We start from the raw sequence: 18,943 nt of genomic DNA on the forward strand, positions 1-18,943 counted from the left end.
AATGGGCTATAGCCAAGCGGTAAGGCAACGGACTTTGACTCCGTCATGCGCTGGTTCGAATCCAGCTAGCCCAGCCATTTAAGAGCCATTAGCTCAGTTGGTAGAGCATCTGACTTTTAATCAGAGGGTCGAAGGTTCGAGTCCTTCATGGCTCACCATTTTTGCGGAAGTAGTTCAGTGGTAGAATACAACCTTGCCAAGGTTGGGGTCGCGGGTTCGAATCCCGTCTTCCGCTCCAACTTGGGGCCTTAGCTCAGCTGGGAGAGCGCCTGCCTTGCACGCAGGAGGTCAGCGGTTCGATCCCGCTAGGCTCCATATAGTTAAAAAAGCTTGAAGTCGAATAATAGACTTCAAGCTTTTTTTGTTTATATATGACCTACACTTGCTTTCTCCATTTGTTTTAACCCTTGCATGCGGTAGAAAGAGGTCCTGACCGCTTCTATGCATGTCCAGATGCTCTTGCCTTCCAAAGAAAGAAAGGTTTTTTAATTTTAATTTATATATTTTTGATGACTTCAACTTTAATATTGAAGATGAAGGGAGTTATTTCATGTGAAGATTATTATTGCGTCTGATTCATATAAAGAAAGTTTAACGGCTTTGGAAGTATGTGAAGCAGTAGAAAAAGGATTTCGCTCTATATACCCAGAGGCAGAGTATATAAGAATTCCTATTGCAGATGGCGGAGAAGGGACAGTACAAGCACTTGTTGATGCAACGCAAGGGGAAATCGTGAATCTTCCTGTGACAGGTCCATTAGGAAACGTAGTAGAAGGATTTTACGGCCTTTCTTCGGATAAACAGACTGCTTTTATTGAAATGGCAGCTGCTTCTGGTTTACATCATGTTCCACTTGAGAAAAGGAATCCACTTTCAACGACAACAAGAGGGACGGGAGAACTCATTTTACACGCATTACAGCAAGGGGTCCGTCGCATCATTTTAGGACTTGGAGGAAGTGCTACAAACGATGGAGGAGCAGGAATGCTATCCGCGTTAGGTGTCGGTTTTTTTGATAGCAATAATTGTGCTATAGAGCCAAATGGAGGAAATTTAGATCGTATTACATATTTTGATATATCACAGTTAGATTCTCGTTTAGCACGGGTTAAAATTGAGGCAGCTTGTGACGTTGCGAATCCCTTAACAGGAGTGACAGGGGCATCGTTTATATTTGGAAGACAAAAAGGGGCTACAGACGAGATGATAGAGCGGTTAGATTGTAATTTGAGGCATTACGCTCGATTAATTAAACAAACTCTTCATGTTGATATCGAATTTGTTTCAGGAGCAGGTGCTGCCGGAGGACTTGGAGCGGCAATTGTTGCTTTTTTACATGGTACGCTTAGAAAAGGTATTGATATTGTACTTGATTACACGAATTTTAATGCTCATTTGCAAGATGCAGATTTAGTGATTACAGGAGAAGGAAGAATTGATGAACAGACAGTCTATGGAAAAGCGCCTATAGGAGTAGCAAAACGAGCTAAAGAGCGTAATCTTCCTGTTATTGCGATTGCCGGAGCTGTTCATCCAAATCATACCCCTATTTATGAAGAAGGCATTGATGCTGTATTTAGTATCGTTTCAGGAGCAATGACATTAGAAGAAGCTTATAAATTGGGAAAAGAAAATATTTTTACAACAGCACGAAATATTGCGGCTGTATGGAAACTAGGATTACAAAAACGTCCCTACTTGTAAGGGGCGTTTTTTTTATGCATGTTTTAGTGAGAAAGTCTTAATTTATTGCTTCTTTGTGTTGTATTAAGTGTATATAAATACAAAAAAATGTTGAGTTGAGTCAGATAATATAAAAGATTTAAAATATTTAGTGAAAGCATAAAAGGGGGAATCATCTATGAAGAAAGAAATTTCAATTGTGGGAGTACCAATGGATTTAGGACAAATGCGCCGTGGTGTTGATATGGGTGCGAGCGCGATTCGTTATGCTGGAGTTGCTGAAAGAATTGAAAATATAGGATATAACGTAGAAGACTTAGGGGATATATGTATTGAAAGAGAAGTTCAAATAAATGAAAATGAAAAATTACGAAATCTTGAACAAGTTGTAAAAGTATGTCATGAGCTAGCAAGTAAAGTTGATAGCATTATTGAGAAGAAAAGCTTTCCACTTGTATTAGGCGGCGATCATAGCATTGCAATTGGAACGCTTGCTGGTATTGCGAAACATTATAAAAATCTTGGTGTGATTTGGTACGATGCACATGGAGATTTAAATACAGAGGAAACATCTCCATCTGGGAACATTCATGGTATGTCATTAGCTGCAAGTTTAGGACATGGTCATCCATCACTTGTTAATTTATATGGTGAGTATCCGAAAGTGAAAAAAGAAAATGTAGTTATTATCGGTGCTCGTTCTTTAGATGATGGAGAGAAAGAGTTTATTCGTAAAGAAGGTATTAAAGTTTTCACTATGCATGAAATTGATCGCATGGGAATGACAGCGGTTATGGAAGAAACAATGGCATACTTATCACATACAGATGGCGTACATTTATCTTTAGATTTAGATGGCCTTGATCCACATGATGCACCTGGCGTGGGTACACCGGTTGCTGGTGGTTTATCGTATCGTGAAAGTCATTTAGCAATGGAAATGTTAGCGGAGTCTGGTATGATTACATCTGCTGAATTTGTGGAAGTGAATCCAATTTTAGATGAAAAAAATAAAACTGCAATTGCAGCTGTATCGTTAATGGGTTCTTTATTTGGTGAAAAGTTGAAATAATTTTTAAAAATCGAAAAAGCAGCTGAAAAGCTGCTTTTTTTACTTTAAAATAAAGATACAACGGCACGTTATATTTATAATTATTTCTTAAAGTCTGACATCTAACGATTGCATGTCAGGTCTAGAAATGTGGTTTGAAATTGTGGTTCGTATAATGTATGTTATAATTAATTTGTTGTTGTAAATTACATATAGATGGAGGAAGGGTCAGAATGCCTTTTGGAGATATAAATGTTATTTTTAAATATCTCAGCACTATAGTAGATATAGCCCTTGTGTGGTTTGTTATATATAAATTGATTCTTGTAATCCGTGGTACAAAAGCTGTTCAGCTTTTAAAAGGAATTACAGTAATCATTATTGTTCGTATTTTAAGTAATTTCTTTGAGTTGCATACACTACAATGGCTTATGGATCAAGCGTTAACTTGGGGATTTTTAGCGATTATTATCATTTTCCAACCAGAGTTAAGACGTGCTCTTGAGCAGCTTGGACGGGGAAGTTTATTTTCACGTGGAGGCAATCAAGAGGAAAATGAACATGAGTCGGTTGTAAATGCTGTTGTAAAGGCAACAGAATATATGGGAAAACGTCGTATTGGTGCACTTATTACAATGGCGAGAGAAACTGGTATGGGGGATTATGTTGAAACAGGAATCCCGCTAAATGCAAATATTTCATCAGAGTTATTAATTAATATTTTTATACCAAATACTCCGCTGCATGATGGTGCCGTAATTATGCAAGGAAATATTATTAGAGCAGCTGCTTGTTATTTACCATTATCAGAAAGCCCGTTCATTTCTAAAGAATTGGGAACACGTCATCGTGCGGCAATGGGTGTAAGTGAAGTAACAGATAGCTTAACAATTGTTGTATCAGAAGAAACAGGACACATTTCTTTAACAAAAAACGGTGAGTTACATCGTGATTTAAAAAGTGAACAATTAAAAGAACTGCTTATGAAAGAGTTAGGCGGAAATGTAAAACAGTCTTCTTCGTCTTTATGGAATTGGAGGAGAAAACGTCATGGATAAGTTAATGGATAATCATTGGTTTTTAAGAGGAATTGCATTATTATTAGCAATTATGCTCTACATGTCAACAAACATAGATAAAAATGCATCAGATAATTTTAATCCATCGCCTTTTCCAGTAGGAGATACAACAGAAACAATATCTGGAGTTCCGGTATCTGCATATTATGATGAAGATAAGTATATTGTAAGTGGAATTCCTGAAAAAGTCAGCGTCACACTTGAAGGGCAAAATAACGTTGTAGCGGCAGCTAAAGTGAAACGACAGTTTGAGGTATTTGTTAATTTACGTGGTTATACCCCGGGAACATATGAAATTCCTTTAAAATATAGCGGAGTTCCGAATAATTTACATTTAAAAGTTCAGCCAGTGAAAATACAAGTTACTATTAAAAAGAAAGAAGTAAAATCCTTTCCTGTAGAAGTGAAATATTTAAATGAGAATCAAGTGCAGAAAGGAACGGTTATAGATAAACCGATTGTTAAACCGGGCACTGTAGAAGTAGCCGGTACAACAGAGGAACTTTCACAAATTTCTCTTGTGCGGGCATATGTTGACTTGAAAGGTGTTAACAAAACAGTGACAAAAGAAGCAAAAATTGTATTGTATGATAAAGACGGGAATCAGTTAGATTTGAAAACAGGTTCTTCTACTGTCAATGTTACTGTACCAGTTTCATCACCTGAAAAAACAGTTTCCCTAGGCGTCACGAAAAAGGGAAGTTTACAAGAAGGTATAACTGTAACGAGTATAAAAGTTGAACCGAGTGAAGTGGAGATTTATGGTTCGAAAGACGTACTTGATAATATTACATCTCTTGAGGGCATCGAAGTCGACTTAAGTAAAATTACAGAGTCAACTACCTTCGATGCCTCTGTTTCTTTGCCTAAAGGTGTTACAAAGTCGGATCCTAGCCAAGTAAAAGTGACAGTTGAGGTACAAAAGCAACAGCGAAAAACAATAACTGACATTCCTTTACAGGTGAATGGGTTATCAGATTTATTAACAATGAAATTTTCTGATCCACAAAATGGAAAAATTAGTGTTGATGTTTCTGGGGATGCAAGTATTATAGAAAAGATAAGCGCGGATCAGATTAAAGCATCAATTAATGTAGGAAATATGAGTGCAGGAACACATGACGTTCCGATTCAAATTAGTGGTCCCAATAATGTCACATTAGAATTAAAACAAAAAAATGCGAAAGTAGAGCTTGCAAAGAAGCAAGATACAGGGCATGAAGTACAAGGGCAGCCAGAGCAGCCAACGAATAAAGGAAATGAGCAAGAAAAAAGGAGCGAATAGCAATGGGAAAATATTTTGGTACTGACGGCGTACGAGGTGTTGCGAATGAAGAATTAACGCCTGAATTAGCATTTAAGATTGGTCGATTTGGTGGTTATGTATTAACGAAAAATACAGAGCGTCCAAAAGTCATTATTGGCCGTGATACACGTGTGTCTGGACATATGTTAGAAGGTGCTTTAGTAGCTGGACTATTATCAATTGGGGCAGAAGTAATGCGCCTTGGTGTTATTTCTACTCCTGGGGTTGCTTATTTAACGAAAGCGTTAGATGCACAAGCTGGTGTGATGATTTCTGCATCTCATAACCCTGTACAAGATAATGGAATTAAGTTTTTTGGTCCAGACGGTTTTAAATTAACAGACGAGCAAGAGGCAGAAATTGAAGCGTTATTAGATAAAGAAGTAGATGAACTTCCACGTCCTGTTGGTACAGCTTTAGGCCAAGTAAATGACTATTTTGAAGGCGGACAAAAATACTTACAATACATTAAACAAACTGTAGATGAAGATTTCTCTGGCGTACATATTGCGTTAGATTGCGCACACGGTGCAACATCTTCTCTAGCACCGTATTTGTTTGCTGATTTAGAAGCTGACATTTCAACAATGGGAACATCGCCAAACGGCATGAATATTAACGATGGTGTAGGTTCTACGCATCCTGAGGTATTAGCTGCGTTTGTGAAAGAAAAAGGTGCTGATGTTGGTTTAGCATTTGACGGAGATGGTGACCGTTTAATTGCTGTTGATGAAAAAGGAAATGTTGTAGATGGCGATCAAATTATGTACATTTGCGCGAAATATATGAGCGGATCTGGAAAGTTAAAACATAATACAGTTGTTTCAACAGTTATGAGTAATTTAGGCTTTTATAAAACGGTAGAAGCGAATGGCATTACAAGTAATCAAACAGCTGTTGGTGACCGTTACGTAATGGAAGAAATGAAACGTGGTGGCTATAACCTTGGCGGAGAACAATCTGGTCATATTATTTTCTTAGATTACATTACAACTGGGGATGGTATGTTAAGTGCACTTCAACTTGTAAACATTATGAAAATGACGAAAAAGTCATTATCTGAGCTTGCAAATGAAATGAAAAAGTTCCCTCAATTACTTGTGAATGTTCGTGTAACAGATAAAAAACAAGCGTTAGAAAATGAAAAAATTAAAGAAATCATTCGTGTTGTAGAAGAAGAGATGAATGGAGACGGTCGTATTCTCGTTCGTCCTTCTGGTACAGAGCCATTGATTCGTGTTATGGCAGAGGCGCCAACACAAGATCTTTGTGATCAATACGTAAGTCGTATTGTAGAGGTTGTGAAAGCGGAAGTTGGAGCTGAATAATAGCCGAATGTTTTTTACAAAAAAGGAGCACATTTTGTGCTCCTTTTGCATATATTTGTTATCTACAATGAAAAAATTTCATTGACGGTTTATTCCATTTGTTATAAGATGATTTTGTTCTTTTTCTCAGCAAAATAGATTGAAGTAAGAAGCGCCAGAACTACCTGTGATGTAGTTGACGAGGAGGAGTTTATCGAGATTTCGGCGGATGGCTCCCGGTTGTTCATCACAACCGAAAGCTTTTACTTAAAGCATTGAGGCGACTCAATAGACAAAGGTGAAAGTGTGATGAGAGAAAAAGAACGGATTACACTAGCGGTATGAAGTATACAGGCTGAAACCAAAATGAGAGGAAGGTGAAAGCCGTTACAAGCTTACAAAGCTAGCGATATGTAAATCCGTTTTTTTTGTATACAAAAATAAGATCGGGCTATGTCGTTATATGTTTATGAAAGAGCATAAGCATATTGTAACGGCGACTAATTATGTGTGGAATCGTAGGATTTATTGGGGAACAAGATGCAAAGGAAATTTTATTAAAAGGGTTAGAGAAGCTAGAATACCGCGGATATGATTCAGCTGGTATTGCAGTGCAAGCAGCGAACGGTGTTGTTGTATTTAAAGAAAAAGGCCGCATTGCAAAACTTCGCGAAATCGTGGATGAAAATGTAGCAGCTAACGTGGGAATCGGTCATACACGCTGGGCAACTCATGGTGTTCCAAGTCAGGTGAACGCACATCCGCACCGAAGCACTACAGAGCGCTTTACCCTTGTGCATAACGGTGTAATTGAAAACTACGAGTTATTAAAGAATGAATATCTTCAAGATGTAAACTTTGTAAGTGAAACAGATACAGAAGTAATCGTTCAGCTTGTAGAAAAACAAGTGAAAACAGGTTTGACGGTAGAAGAAGCATTCCGTAAAACATTAACACTATTACACGGTTCATATGCATTGGCATTACTTGATTCAGAAAACCCAGACATGATTTATGTTGCTAAAAACAAAAGCCCGCTATTAGTGGGTACTGGAGATAACTTTAATGTTGTTGCAAGTGATGCAATGGCAATGCTACAAGTTACAGACCAATTTATTGAACTAATGGATAAAGAAATGGTTTTTGTAACAAAAGAAAAGATTACAATTCAAAATTTACAAGGTGAAACGATTGATCGTGCACCATTTACAGCAGAATTAGATGCAAGTGACATTGAAAAAGGAACATATCCTCATTTCATGCTAAAAGAAATTGATGAGCAACCACTTGTTATTCGTAATATTATTCAAAAGTATCAAAATGAAGATGGCGAAATTGAACTTAATGCAGAAGTTCGCAATGCAATTTTAGAAAGCGATCGTGTGTATATCATCGCATGTGGAACGAGTTATCATGCAGGTCTTGTTGGAAAACAATTCATGGAACGTTTTGCAAAAGTACCAGTAGAAGTACATGTAGCAAGTGAATTCTCTTACAACATGCCATTATTAACAGAAAAACCATTCTTCATTTACATTTCACAAAGTGGTGAAACTGCCGATAGCCGCGCAGTACTTGTGCAAACAAATGAAATGGGACATAAAGCATTAACAATTACGAACGTACCAGGCTCTACACTATCTCGTGAGGCGAATTATACATTGCCATTACATGCAGGTCCGGAAATCGCTGTAGCTTCTACAAAAGCATATACAGCACAGCTTGCAGTACTTGCCATCTTAGCAGCTGACATTGCAAAAGCAAAAGGTTTAGCAATTGGCTTTGATTTAATCAAAGAACTAGGTCTTGTTGCAAATGCAATGGAAGTACTTTGCGATCAAAAAGAAGAAATGGATGCAATTGCGAAAGAATACTTAGCAACAACACGTAACTGTTTCTTCATTGGCCGCAGCGTTGACTTCTACGTTGGTTTAGAAGGCGCATTAAAGCTAAAAGAAATCTCTTACATCCAAGCGGAAGGCTTTGCTGGAGGAGAGTTAAAACACGGTACAATCGCGTTAATTGAACAAGGTACACCAGTTATTGCAATTGCTACGCAAGAGCACGTAAACCTTGGTATTCGCGGTAACGTAAAAGAAGTAGCAGCACGCGGAGCAAACCCTTGCATCATCGCAATGAAAGGCTTAGAAATGGAAGGCGACCGCTTCATCGTACCAGCTGTACACGAAGCACTAGCACCGCTTGCAGTAATCATTCCATTACAGTTAATCTCATACTATGCAGCACTTCACCGTGAGTGTGACGTTGATAAACCACGTAACTTGGCTAAGTCGGTTACTGTTGAGTAAGAGGTTTGTAGATTTGGAATAAAGTTGTAGTTTTTGAATAAAGATTGATAATTTGTAATAAAGTTCGATAATTTTAAAAAAAGATTGATAATTTATAATAAAGTTTGATAAAAATCACCTCGTGAGATATCTGTGGATTTGAAATAAAGTCGCGATGTTTATAAAAAAGATGCGATGTTTTGAATAAAGTCGCGACGTTTTAAAAAAAGTTGCGATGCTCTACCCCTTTAGATATGATTATCTAAAGGGGTGTTTTTATGTCTAAAAGAAAAAGAACATCTGAAATTGAAAAGTGGATAAGTGTTGCTTTGTAATAAAGTCGCGAAGTTTTGAAGAAAGTTGCGACGTTTCTATCAAAGAATTCTAAATGAGTTTTGAATAATCTTTTCCTAAAAATAGTTTTTTTTATTGGGATTTCAAATGAAAGTTACTTACAAGTATACTTGTAAATGTGTTTATAAATTTTAAACACCACAACAAGGGGTCATCATATCAAAAAAAGAAAATTGTACGTTAATGTTTTGTATAATAAAAGTATGGATATTTTGATATTTGCATAGTGTAAAAAAAGCAGTTGAAAGAGGGGATTAAAGTGGCATTGATAGTTCCGAAATGTATCTACTGTAAGGAAGATATTAAAAAGGACGAACAAGCATTAGTAATCGTACCATATCCTAAGAAAATAGGATTTGCAGAAATTAAAGCCTATTTAAATTTAGAGGGGAAATTTATTTGCGAGAACTGTAAAGACAAACTTAGTATATAATCAGGGCTGTTTTTAATGATTTTCTTATTGAAATTATTAATCTTTCTTATATAAATTTCATGTAGGGGTACCGCCACATCGCTATCAAGCTAAGCTCATACAACGTCAATTATAGTAGAGATTGTTTCTTTTTCTAAAGGCTACGTGTAGGGAATTTAAAGATTTGCATACGAAATAAACCCTAATGGATTTCATTTTTTTGAATTAAGCCGCTTGATTATCAGACATGGTACAATTGTAAACGACACCTAATATATCAAAGACTGTTTTCTTCTCATACCTATGAGATTTCCGCCCGTTTTGCTGTAAGAGGTTGAACAGGCGGAGTAGTACTTTTGATAGCTCTTGGGTGTCTTTTTGGATAGTTTGAAACAGAAGGAAAAAATAGTCTTTAATCATATATATTGCTTTATATTCACTAAGCTCCCGCTGTAGGTTTGAAATAAAGTTGTACTGTTTATAAAAAAGTCGTACCGTTTATAAGAAAGTTTGAACAAAACCCTTGTATTAAAATGTAATACGCGGATTTTATGTAAAAAGATTTTGACATAAGAAAGTCATTACTGTAAAGTTTAATGGAAAGAACTTTTTACATTTTGAAGAGGTGATAGGATTGTTAGTTAAATGGGTTATTCCGTTTTTAGTTGGATTGATCATATTTTTTATCATAGGTTGGGTGACTGGCACAGATGAATATGGTGGGGTTAAAACAAAGGATGATGAGCGTTCACAATTAATTAAACAAAAAGCGATTGTAAGCAGTTGGTTATTGCTGCTTGGATTTTTTGTTATTAATTTTATTTTTGATTTCTTCCATTTAAATGATGAACGTTTAGCACTGGTCCAATTTAAATATCCACAATTACTTTATTTATTAATAGCGATGCTAAGTTACTTTGTATATTACTGGATGTATAGTCGACGGATGAGTGTGCATGAAAAATAAAATCTTAGAAATTCGTAAACAACAAGGGCTTACTCAAGAAGTCTTAGCCAAGAAATGCGGAGTTACAAGGCAAACGGTAAATGCAATAGAAAATGATCGTTATGATCCAACATTAAAATTGGCATTTAAGTTGGCTGATGTTTTACATGTTACTGTAGACGAGATATTCAATCCATAGATATCGGGCGCTTTTGTGGAACAACTCAGTGAAAAATGATCAAACTTTTTTATAAAAATCTCATACTTAGTAAAAAAAAGAAACTCCATTTTGATCAATCTTTTTTCAAAATGGAGTTTTTGCATTTGCTGATAAATTAAGGTTGAAGGAAATTTTTTAATCAATCTTTATTCTAAAGCTACAAAAGTTTAAATGTTTTTCTAGTTGTACCGTTTCACCTCGTTGGATATGATTATCTAACGGGGTGTTTTTTTATGTCTAAAAGAATGAGAACATCTAAAGTTGATAAGTGGGTTAAAGAAGGCTAAGGAATAGAAATTGGTATGCAGTGACAATAAAGTTGATAAGTGGGTTAAAGAAGGCTAAGGAATAGAAATTGGTATGCAGTGACAATAAAGTTGTTAAAAAAATAAATTACATCGTTCAAAAATAATTTTTAATTTTAGGAGAGAATGACATGGAAGTTTTTGCAGAATATTTAGCGCGTATTGATAACCCTGGGCATCGGGACCGAACAGAGGAAGTTTTGAATTGGATAGCTAAGAAATTTCCAAGTTTAATGCCCAAAATTGCGTGGAATCAGCCTATGTTTACCGATCATGGCACATTTATTATTGGTTTTAGCATAGCCAAACATCATCTGGCTGTTGCCCCTGAAAAGGCAGGAATTGATCATTTTTCTGATGAAATTGTGCAGGCTGGCTATGATCACACCAAGCAGTTGGTGCGTATCAAGTGGGATAGTCCGGTTGATTTCACATTACTTGAGAAAATGATCGAGTTTAATATTTTGGATAAGGCAGACTGTTCAACTTTTTGGCGGAAATAAAAAAAGAATATTTTGATGTTATGTCAATTAATAAAGAGTAGGAAAAAAGCATTAATCCAAGAAAACTTGAATTAATGCTTTTTTAATTAATTAATTTGTAGGTCGTTCCAATCTTCTCTTAATAAGCCAAACACATATACGTCATAGAATTTTCCAAATCTAAAAATTTCATTACGTAAAGTATTTTCTTTTATAAAGTGACATTTTTCGTATGAACGAATTGCATTTGTATTGAAACTAAACACTTGCAGTTTAATTTTATTAAAGTGTTCATAGCGTCTGTACCAAAGCCTTTATCCCGTATTAACGGGCAGTAATACTCCCACCTCAAAATTCGGTGAAAGCAATGTCTAGCTCTAGCGGCTAGAATCTCCGGTCGTTTCGCCCCCTCGGACGAGGCAAAAAGCATCTCTTTGTCGGGTGCTCCAACGTCCTGCGATTCTGAGCGAGCCGCTTCCGCTTTTCTGAAGAAGTTAGGTGGGAGATAAACTGCCCGTAAAAGCCCGATTGGTTCAACTAATAATCAGTGGGGGATGAAAAAACCCCCACTGATTAAAGTTTCACTTTATTTTGCCATTGAGTTTCCGCGGTTTGCTAACCTATAAAGTGAAGGCTTTTAGGGGTACAGCCGAGATACGTGTAAAAATAGGTCATAGACTTACTTTTATTTCTAACTATGACCTATTAAGCTTATATAGGGATCGTTTCTTCTATTGGTTGAGGAATTTTCTGTAAATCAATTACATAATCCCCAAAGCGTTTTATATGTCTAGTCATATAAGGACTTAGCGTTTCTAAATCTTGGCGCGAAAAGCGATAGCCTTCTTTTTTTAGTTGCCATAAAATCATAGTGATATCCACTACATTTTGAAAAATTACGGAATTGGTAATTAAATCGTTGTATTTAATACGCTTTTCCTGTTCAATTGGATCGTTTTCTGTAATAATACCATCGCCACCAAAAAACAACCATTTTGAAAAACCATTATAGGCTTCTACTTTATTCGTACTAGCTGTAATTTGTTCACATAATTTCATATCTGAAATATACTGAAGAAGAAAGATTGTTTGAATCACTCTTCCAAGCTCTCGAAATGCTTGATATAATCGGTTTTTCTTACTATTACTACTTAATTTTCTAAGAAGCGTAGAAGGTAATATTTTTCCCTTTTTAATTGAAACAACCACTTGGAATAAGTCTTTCCAATGTGTTTCGATCAATCCCCAATCAATTACATCTTTAAATAAAGGGTCTATATGTTTGTAGTGTGTATGTTTATCTGGACGGAAAAATTTTAAATCTTTCCAATTGCGAATGATAAATCAAGATTAGTAGGAAGCTGTTCTACTCTTCGATTTTCATTTAGCAACAAAAATTGTAAAGCTTTTATAAGAGAATCATCCTGAGTCGTTGAATCCAATTTTAATAATGAAATCAATCGAAATAAAGTCTTTCTGTGACTGTTATAGAACTTTTCTAATAAGGGAAGATAGTTATTCCTGTTATACGCAGAAATGGATAAGCAATCTTGTTGCAAAGAATCGATACCGCCTTTTTCTTCAAATAACTCCGTTATTTTGCTTCCTATCATGTTCGTATCATCATACGTATGAGTCGTATGCAAAACTTCACTCAATATAGAAATAAGGTTTTCACTTATAGAACGTTGTTGTTCTTGTAAAAGAGCTAGTTTTTCTTTTCCCCTTTTATGTATCCTAGCAATCCTTTTTAAGAACATATCTATTAAATTATCTCTTGTTACAATTTGTGAGCGATAAATAACAGACAATAACAACATATACCTTTTGGCCATGCGAAAGTCTTTTATTTCCGCTGCATCCAAAGCTAGTGCTTCTGATGCAAAGTTTTTACTTTTAGAATTTGGAATCTCTTTTAATAGTTCCCCGATGTTCGACATAAAAGATGTAATAAAATCTAATTTGTTTTGTAGCTCTTTCATATGAGAAATCGAGGGACTTTTAGGAAGTTCTTTAAAATAATTAAAACCAGAATGCTTATTTTCTTGCGAAGTACGAAGTAATTCGTCTAGTTTACGTTTTTCTTGTGTTAACAAACGAGTCATAACTGTTTGACACAATCGGTTGTTAACCAGTGTCCGGACACGACGAGCAAGTCTATCTAAAGTACTGAATGCTGGCAATTCATAGCGTTCTTTAATTAATTCTTCAATTGTAACATTAATTAAATCTGGAGGATGATCCATCACATGAGAAGCATGATAGATAGCCTTTGTAGCTACATGCAAAGCATCTTTTCCAAATGCATATACCTGCAAATATTGACGAATTTCTTTTTGATGTCGATACATCACTTTTGGATTAAATTTAAGTTCTATTTCATCAGATATATTAAGACATGATCGAATATGTTGAAGCACCATCGGTGGAATATCCTTAGGACGTGGAAAGTAGCCTAATCGTTGAAAAGACTTTAACATGACTAAACAAATAAAAACTGAACTCTCTCCACGTGCTACACGATGTGCAAATATATTTTCTTCATGCGTAATCGTATAAATTGCTGCAAGTTCTTTCTTAGTTAAGTTTTGTTTAAATCTGGGATACGCTGTACGTTCAACTGAAGTCAATCTCATTGCTCCTAGTTAGAATTACACCAAAGGTGGTTGCCGCCTCTTTCATCTTACGATAAAGAGGCTGTCTTTGTCTATTATGGGTAGACCCTAATCACCCATTGGTTAGTTATTGAAAACACTCGGTTCTAACTGTATGATAATTAGTTAGAAAATGAGGTGGATTTTTAAAAATGAAAATTGCTTATGCTAGAGTTTCAACTTTAGATCAAAATTTAAATAGACAAATACAGATATTAAAAGAATTTGGAGCGGAAAAAATATTCACGGAACAAAAATCTGGTTCATCTGTTCATAATAGAGAAGCATTTCAAGAGGCGCTAAAATTTGTTCGAAGTGGAGATACATTTATGGTGGAAGCAATCGATAGACTTGGGCGTAATTATGATGAAATTATTCAAACTGTTAATTACCTAAAAAGAAAAGAAGTGAAGTTAATTATTACCAGCCTACCTATTATGGCAGAAGCAATTGGAAATTCTTTATTAGATAAATTTATTAAAGATTTAATCGTTCAAATCTTAGCTATGATTGCGGAACAGGAACGAACAGAAACGAAAAGGAGACAAGCACAAGGAATTTCAATAGCAAAACAGAAAGGAGTTTATAAAGGAAGACCGACTCTTTATTCTCCAACAGCAAAGGACCCTCAAAAAAGGTTAGTATACAATCGAGTAATTGAAATGTTAAATAATGGCGAAGCCATTTCTCATATTGCAAAAGAAAACGGTATAACTAGGCAAACTGTATATAGAATAAAGAACGCCATATCTAATTCAGACAGTTATATGGAGGTATAAATGAAAAGTTCGGATTCTCAATTAAAAAGTCGTGGGAAAATTACATTTGAAGATTTACAGCACTATAATAATCACTCAAAGCTTGAATTATTAGAAATGATTAAATCAAAAGAAGCATATAAAAGAACTATCGCTATAAAATTACTATCAGAGAAAAAAGATTTAAAAGATGATTTGATTCGTTTGTTTCTTCAAACTCTTACACAAGAAAACAAACTTTATACAAAAATTGAATTATGTGACGCACTTTCAAAAGGTAATGTTCAGTCTGCTAAGATTATGGTCGAATATTTAGGGCAGATAGGCAATAATCAACATAAAGTATTACCTACTAATGGTTTCAATAAGAAAAGTTATCCTTTGCCGAGGGACATTATCGCCAGAACTTTAGCTCATATGAAAAAAGAGATTCTACCAGTTTTATTGGATGTACTAAAGACAAATAATACTCTTGCAATTAGAGAGGTCATTGATGCAATAGGGTTTATGTGTTTTTACCAAAAACTACATTCAAACTATCAAATTATCGATGCACTTTTACTATGTTTAAAGACCAATTTCAATGATGATATTACTCGCTGGAAATTGGTTAGAGCTTTTGAAAGTTTTAACGATATCAATGTTATTCACACTCTTTTGGCCATCGAAAAAAATGATGGTCAGCCGATTATAAGAAATGAAGCTAAAAGATCCCTGAGAATAATAAATAGCCGAACTGGAAATTGAAAAATGACTTATCCTATTGATAAGTTATTTTTATATCTCAATTATCAACAATATAATTTAACAAAACCAAAAAATAAAAAACGTAATTGGAAATAAAAGTGAGCCTATGACCTATTTTTACACGTATCTCGGCTGTACCCCAGTGTAAAACTTGCCCATTAGCGACAGATTCTCTTTGCCAAAAAGTCTTTAAAATCAAAATGGAGACAGATATTCGGAAATATAGCGCCCCGGGTCGTGGATCAGAAGCATGGAAAAAGCTTTACAATCAAAGAAGTGCTGTCGAACGAGTGAACGCATACTTAAAAGAATTCTTTCAGTTAAAAAATGTCCGATATCGACCTTGTGACGCTTGTTTATAACGCCTCGAAGTTAGCGGTAGATCGTATCAATCAGAAAATGAAAGACATGAATCAAGCCGCTTAGCATTTTCAAAAAACATACCTTTAAAATTCTGCCCACCCAACTGTGGAAAAGAAACCATTATGAAATTGATTCAGATAATAATATTAAAAGTTATATGGGTTAAATTATTAAAAATAGATTATATTATTCTGTAATTACCCCTTGTTTTCATGTAATTATGCATATCCAAATAATGGGATGTGGTATATGAAATATTATGATGTTATATTACAAAAGTTTTATGCACCTAATTTTTTCCTATTTAATTAGGATGATTACAGTTTACATACAAATATTAAAATAAAATTTTTATGTTTTATAAAGAAAGGATTTTGTTAATATAATCATTTTTATATCCTAAAGTCCTTACGTAAGAATATTGATATATTATTGTCGACTTTTATCAATTTATACCGAAAAAATATAGTGTTTTAATAAACGTATCCAGTTTTCGCATGTTATAAGAGGTAAAAGAAATAGTATTTTGTAAATAAAAAAATATTATTTATTTCTTTTATATTTATAGTCTAAGCAAATAGTTTTGTAGTAAAAAAAGAGTTGCTAGGCAGTGAGCAATTCATTTTGCAAGGATTAAAAGAACAAGATCAAGTGCTTATGAAACATGTACGGGAGATACAAGAAACAAAAAAGTTATTGGTAGCGGTTCAAGAAAAAAAGTGGCGGCAATTTTGGAAGTCATAATGTCGGAAAAAGAAGAATAGAAATATAGCATACATAGAATAAGGAAATGCAGTATAGGTCAGTTTACAAGCATTCCTTCGCTACTGTTATTTTATTATTTTTATATAATTTATTAGAACTTTATTTAAAGTATTACATTAGGTTAAATAAAAGAGAAAGAAAATTCGGATATATATAAAAAAATAATATAACAATAAAACAATAATATACTAGCTTTTGGTAAGGGAACTAGAAGGGAAGAATTTTAAATGAAAAAAATTAAAAAATTATGTATGTTAGGTCTTTCTTTTGCAATTCTTGGTTCTGCAGTTCCTACATTAGCGGCTAATACAGGAGATACAGACTGGAGTAATGTTTATCAATGGGATAGTCCATATGATCATACTCCAGCTAGAAAGAAAGAAAATAAAACAGCTTATTATAATTACGTTCAAGAAACAGATGGTATTGGTTATATGAATATTTGGGCTGCTTTATATGATGGTCGAGATGTTTCTGATGGACATTCATATAAAGTACAAGCAGGTGATAAAACAAAATTATATAATATGGCTGTAGAATGGTATGATTATGGTATCTCGGTAAGAATTGATTCATCAAGATATTGGAACGGAACATCATCTGGTGTTTGGAGTCCTGACAGTATTTAATATTGTTTGCTATTATTTATTTTATTAATGATTAATTAATTTTAATGGTTCCCTTACCTTATGATTTTAGAAAGGATATAAAAATAATGATACAATTTTGGTTTTTACGTGTAAAAAGAAGTTATTTTTATTATGCTCTTTTTATAGGTTTGATTCTTTCATTTACACATTTAATAATAAATGTTATTCCATTGATGAAATTTAATAATATTATATTTACCCCCTATACTTCGTGGATGTCTGCAAGTTTTACAAGTGTTATTCCTATTTTATTTTTCTTGATTTTACCATTAATTTCAAGTTTACCTGTATCAACTCTTTTTAAAGATGATAAAGAAAGTGGCCTTCTTAATATAATTTTAATAAAGACTACTAAGAAAAAATATTTTTCAGGGTTATTTGTAGTAACTTTTTTAATTGGATCTATTGTAATAGCTATTTCGTTATTGGTAAATGCTTTAGGAAGTTTTTTATTTTTACCTAATTTGTTACCTGATGAAATTGTTAATAGAAATATTGGAATGAATAGTGGTGCGACAATATTAGTTGATTTGTATTATAATCATCCTTTTATTCATATGATGTTAAATATCTTAATTTGCTCTATATTTGGAGGTATTTTTGCTGTCTTTTCTTTAAGTATTTCTTTTTGGATAAAGAATAAGTTTATTGTTCTTGTAGGTGGATTTATAGTACAGATTGGGTTATTAGTTATAAATATGCTTATTTTTTCTGAAAAAGCAATAACACCTTTCTTCTTTTTACCGGAAAATGCGAATGTTTTACCTATTAATATATGGATTGTTTTTGGTGTAGGAATTATTTTATTTTTGGTGTCTTGTGTAATATATTTTGTTGGAGTTAAATCTTATGATATTAATTAATCGTTTGTTTATAAATCAGTTTATAAAGTTTTGGTCTTCTTGGAAGATGAATCTTTTTTGTTTTTTATTATTAAGTGGTTTTATTGAGTATTCTTTTTTTCATCAAATAAAATTGCATGAGACAATAGATTTTTTCAATATTATAGAAATAATTCAAGATAGGTATATGTATTTATATATTTTTATTCCTATAGTATTGTTGCAATTAGGTATTTTTCAATCAACTGGTTTAAATGAAATTGTTGCATATAGAAGAAAAAGTTATGAATTTGTAATAGGATTAATAAATACTTTTTTAGTGTTATTAACTTTTCTTTTATTTTTCATAGTGGTTATGAGTTTGACTAATATTTTTTATATTTATAATGATAGGTATATAGATGATGTTTATGTGTTTTTTATTAGTCAATTATACATGTCTATATTGTTAGGATTAGTATGTATATGTTTAATATGGTTAATTGTAAAAGTATTAACAAATAATCGTTTTATAGCTTTCATAGTTACATTATTTATTTCATTTATTGAAAATTATTTAAGTAGTAAATTTAAATTATCTTTATTTTGGGGTAAATCTTTTGAAGTGAGTATAGATCAGTCTATCTTAGCTCATTACTTTGGGATTTTTTCTTTAATTGGAGTAGTTTTAATATTAGTTAGTGTATTTTATTTATTTTCTATGAAAAAGGAATATTTATCATGACATTTCT

At 33.7% G+C, this 18,943-nt stretch carries 17 protein-coding genes, 4 tRNA genes and 3 pseudogenes; 21 read left to right on the forward strand and 3 right to left on the reverse strand.

The features are described 5' to 3' along the window. The first annotated feature begins 2 nt into the window (after nt 1-2). The 11 genes from V7024_RS16965 (at nt 3) to V7024_RS17015 (ending at nt 9,501) form a co-directional block, all read left to right on the forward strand. A tRNA-Gln gene (locus V7024_RS16965) sits at nt 3-77 on the forward strand. 5 nt (nt 78-82) lie between these two features. Further along, a tRNA-Lys gene (locus tag V7024_RS16970) sits at nt 83-158 on the forward strand. 5 nt (nt 159-163) lie between these two features. After that, nucleotides 164-238 (forward strand) — tRNA-Gly (locus tag V7024_RS16975). 4 nt (nt 239-242) lie between these two features. Further along, a tRNA-Ala gene (locus tag V7024_RS16980) sits at nt 243-315 on the forward strand. 237 nt (nt 316-552) lie between these two features. Beyond that, a complete protein-coding gene (locus V7024_RS16985) occupies nt 553-1,704 on the forward strand; it encodes a glycerate kinase (RefSeq protein ID WP_335522040.1) in 1,152 nt (383 codons plus the stop codon). Nucleotides 1,705-1,861: 157 nt separating this feature from the next. Next, a complete protein-coding gene (gene rocF, locus V7024_RS16990) occupies nt 1,862-2,755 on the forward strand; it encodes an arginase (RefSeq protein ID WP_335522042.1) in 894 nt (297 codons plus the stop codon). Nucleotides 2,756-2,967: 212 nt separating this feature from the next. Beyond that, on the forward strand, nt 2,968-3,792 hold the full coding sequence (cdaA, locus tag V7024_RS16995) for a diadenylate cyclase CdaA (protein ID WP_020060807.1): 825 nt from the start codon (nt 2,968-2,970) through the stop codon (nt 3,790-3,792). Further along, nucleotides 3,785-5,098, forward strand: a complete 1,314-nt coding sequence (locus V7024_RS17000) for a CdaR family protein (RefSeq protein WP_335522045.1) — start codon at nt 3,785-3,787, stop codon at nt 5,096-5,098. Before cdaA ends, V7024_RS17000 begins: the two co-directional genes overlap by 8 nt. 2 nt (nt 5,099-5,100) lie before the next feature. Beyond that, entirely contained in the window at nt 5,101-6,447 is a 1,347-nt protein-coding gene (gene glmM / locus V7024_RS17005; protein ID WP_335522047.1) for a phosphoglucosamine mutase, read from the forward strand. 485 nt (nt 6,448-6,932) lie between these two features. Beyond that, nucleotides 6,933-8,735 carry a glutamine--fructose-6-phosphate transaminase (isomerizing) gene (glmS, locus tag V7024_RS17010; protein ID WP_335522049.1) on the forward strand — a complete coding sequence of 601 codons (1,803 nt, stop codon included), beginning with the start codon at nt 6,933-6,935 and terminating at the stop codon, nt 8,733-8,735. A 592-nt stretch (nt 8,736-9,327) separates the two neighbouring features. Continuing rightward, on the forward strand, nt 9,328-9,501 hold the full coding sequence (locus V7024_RS17015) for a Fe3+ hydroxamate ABC transporter substrate-binding protein (protein WP_335522051.1): 174 nt from the start codon (nt 9,328-9,330) through the stop codon (nt 9,499-9,501). 204 nt (nt 9,502-9,705) lie between these two features. On the opposite strand, the pseudogene V7024_RS17020 reads toward V7024_RS17015, so the two are convergent. Further along, nucleotides 9,706-9,933: pseudogene (locus V7024_RS17020) on the reverse strand (IS4 family transposase); the annotation flags it as partial. Nucleotides 9,934-10,105: 172 nt separating this feature from the next. Between V7024_RS17020 and V7024_RS17025 the strand changes: the two are divergent. From V7024_RS17025 to V7024_RS17035, 3 genes are all read left to right on the forward strand, one after another. Next, entirely contained in the window at nt 10,106-10,447 is a 342-nt protein-coding gene (locus V7024_RS17025; RefSeq protein WP_335522053.1) for a hypothetical protein, read from the forward strand. After that, a complete protein-coding gene (locus V7024_RS17030; RefSeq protein ID WP_016102669.1) occupies nt 10,437-10,625 on the forward strand; it encodes a helix-turn-helix transcriptional regulator in 189 nt (62 codons plus the stop codon). The genes V7024_RS17025 and V7024_RS17030 overlap by 11 nt, the downstream gene beginning before the upstream one ends. A 457-nt stretch (nt 10,626-11,082) precedes the next feature. Continuing rightward, nucleotides 11,083-11,454, forward strand: coding sequence for an iron chaperone (locus V7024_RS17035; RefSeq protein WP_335522056.1), 372 nt, complete (start codon nt 11,083-11,085; stop codon nt 11,452-11,454). 690 nt (nt 11,455-12,144) lie between these two features. Here the strand turns inward: V7024_RS17035 and V7024_RS24460 are convergent. Next, a pseudogene (locus V7024_RS24460) lies at nt 12,145-12,771 on the reverse strand (Tn3 family transposase); the annotation flags it as partial. Beyond that, on the reverse strand, nt 12,750-14,069 hold the full coding sequence (locus V7024_RS17040; protein ID WP_438824478.1) for a DUF4158 domain-containing protein: 1,320 nt from the start codon (nt 14,067-14,069) through the stop codon (nt 12,750-12,752). The pseudogene V7024_RS24460 and the gene V7024_RS17040, both read right to left, overlap by 22 nt. Before the next feature lie 170 nt (nt 14,070-14,239). Between V7024_RS17040 and V7024_RS17045 the strand changes: the two genes are divergently transcribed. The 7 genes and pseudogenes from V7024_RS17045 to V7024_RS17075 all read left to right on the forward strand — a co-directional run bounded on the left by V7024_RS17045 (nt 14,240) and on the right by V7024_RS17075 (nt 18,936). Continuing rightward, nucleotides 14,240-14,866 (forward strand): recombinase family protein, encoded by a 627-nt coding sequence (locus tag V7024_RS17045; RefSeq protein WP_335522058.1) that lies wholly within the window; start codon nt 14,240-14,242, stop codon nt 14,864-14,866. Beyond that, a complete protein-coding gene (locus tag V7024_RS17050) occupies nt 14,867-15,592 on the forward strand; it encodes a hypothetical protein (protein ID WP_335522060.1) in 726 nt (241 codons plus the stop codon). Between the two features lie 140 nt (nt 15,593-15,732). Then, nucleotides 15,733-16,018, forward strand: a pseudogene (locus V7024_RS17055) (transposase); the annotation flags it as partial. Nucleotides 16,019-16,606: 588 nt separating this feature from the next. Further along, the gene (locus V7024_RS17060) at nt 16,607-16,699 is read left to right on the forward strand and encodes a DUF3967 domain-containing protein (protein WP_335522067.1); all 93 of its coding nucleotides are present in this window, start codon (nt 16,607-16,609) and stop codon (nt 16,697-16,699) included. Nucleotides 16,700-16,947: 248 nt separating this feature from the next. Then, entirely contained in the window at nt 16,948-17,349 is a 402-nt protein-coding gene (locus V7024_RS17065; protein ID WP_335522061.1) for a hypothetical protein, read from the forward strand. Between the two features lie 86 nt (nt 17,350-17,435). Further along, nucleotides 17,436-18,233, forward strand: a complete 798-nt coding sequence (locus V7024_RS17070) for a hypothetical protein (protein ID WP_335522063.1) — start codon at nt 17,436-17,438, stop codon at nt 18,231-18,233. Next, nucleotides 18,220-18,936, forward strand: coding sequence for a hypothetical protein (locus V7024_RS17075; RefSeq protein ID WP_335522065.1), 717 nt, complete (start codon nt 18,220-18,222; stop codon nt 18,934-18,936). Before V7024_RS17070 ends, V7024_RS17075 begins: the two co-directional genes overlap by 14 nt. The last annotated feature ends 7 nt before the right edge of the window (nt 18,937-18,943 follow it).

The sequence above is a fragment of the Bacillus sp. JJ864 genome (genome assembly GCF_036963045.1).
Taxonomy (GTDB): Bacteria; Bacillota; Bacilli; order Bacillales; family Bacillaceae_G; genus Bacillus_A; species Bacillus_A pseudomycoides_C.

Excerpts from the sequence above, each read along its gene's own strand:
- V7024_RS17075 (WP_335522065.1), top strand. The coding sequence starts at position 18,220 with ATGATATTAATTAATCGTTTGTTTATAAATCAGTTTATAAAGTTTTGG.
- glmM (WP_335522047.1), top strand. The coding sequence starts at position 5,101 with ATGGGAAAATATTTTGGTACTGACGGCGTACGAGGTGTTGCGAATGAA.
- V7024_RS17065 (WP_335522061.1), top strand. The coding sequence starts at position 16,948 with ATGAAAAAAATTAAAAAATTATGTATGTTAGGTCTTTCTTTTGCAATT.
- V7024_RS17035 (WP_335522056.1), top strand. The coding sequence starts at position 11,083 with ATGGAAGTTTTTGCAGAATATTTAGCGCGTATTGATAACCCTGGGCAT.
- V7024_RS17030 (WP_016102669.1), top strand. The coding sequence starts at position 10,437 with ATGAAAAATAAAATCTTAGAAATTCGTAAACAACAAGGGCTTACTCAA.
- V7024_RS17000 (WP_335522045.1), top strand. The coding sequence starts at position 3,785 with ATGGATAAGTTAATGGATAATCATTGGTTTTTAAGAGGAATTGCATTA.
- V7024_RS17070 (WP_335522063.1), top strand. The coding sequence starts at position 17,436 with ATGATACAATTTTGGTTTTTACGTGTAAAAAGAAGTTATTTTTATTAT.
- rocF (WP_335522042.1), top strand. The coding sequence starts at position 1,862 with ATGAAGAAAGAAATTTCAATTGTGGGAGTACCAATGGATTTAGGACAA.
- V7024_RS17045 (WP_335522058.1), top strand. The coding sequence starts at position 14,240 with ATGAAAATTGCTTATGCTAGAGTTTCAACTTTAGATCAAAATTTAAAT.
- glmS (WP_335522049.1), top strand. The coding sequence starts at position 6,933 with ATGTGTGGAATCGTAGGATTTATTGGGGAACAAGATGCAAAGGAAATT.
- cdaA (WP_020060807.1), top strand. The coding sequence starts at position 2,968 with ATGCCTTTTGGAGATATAAATGTTATTTTTAAATATCTCAGCACTATA.
- V7024_RS17040 (WP_438824478.1), bottom strand. The coding sequence starts at position 14,069 with ATGAGATTGACTTCAGTTGAACGTACAGCGTATCCCAGATTTAAACAA.
- V7024_RS17050 (WP_335522060.1), top strand. The coding sequence starts at position 14,867 with ATGAAAAGTTCGGATTCTCAATTAAAAAGTCGTGGGAAAATTACATTT.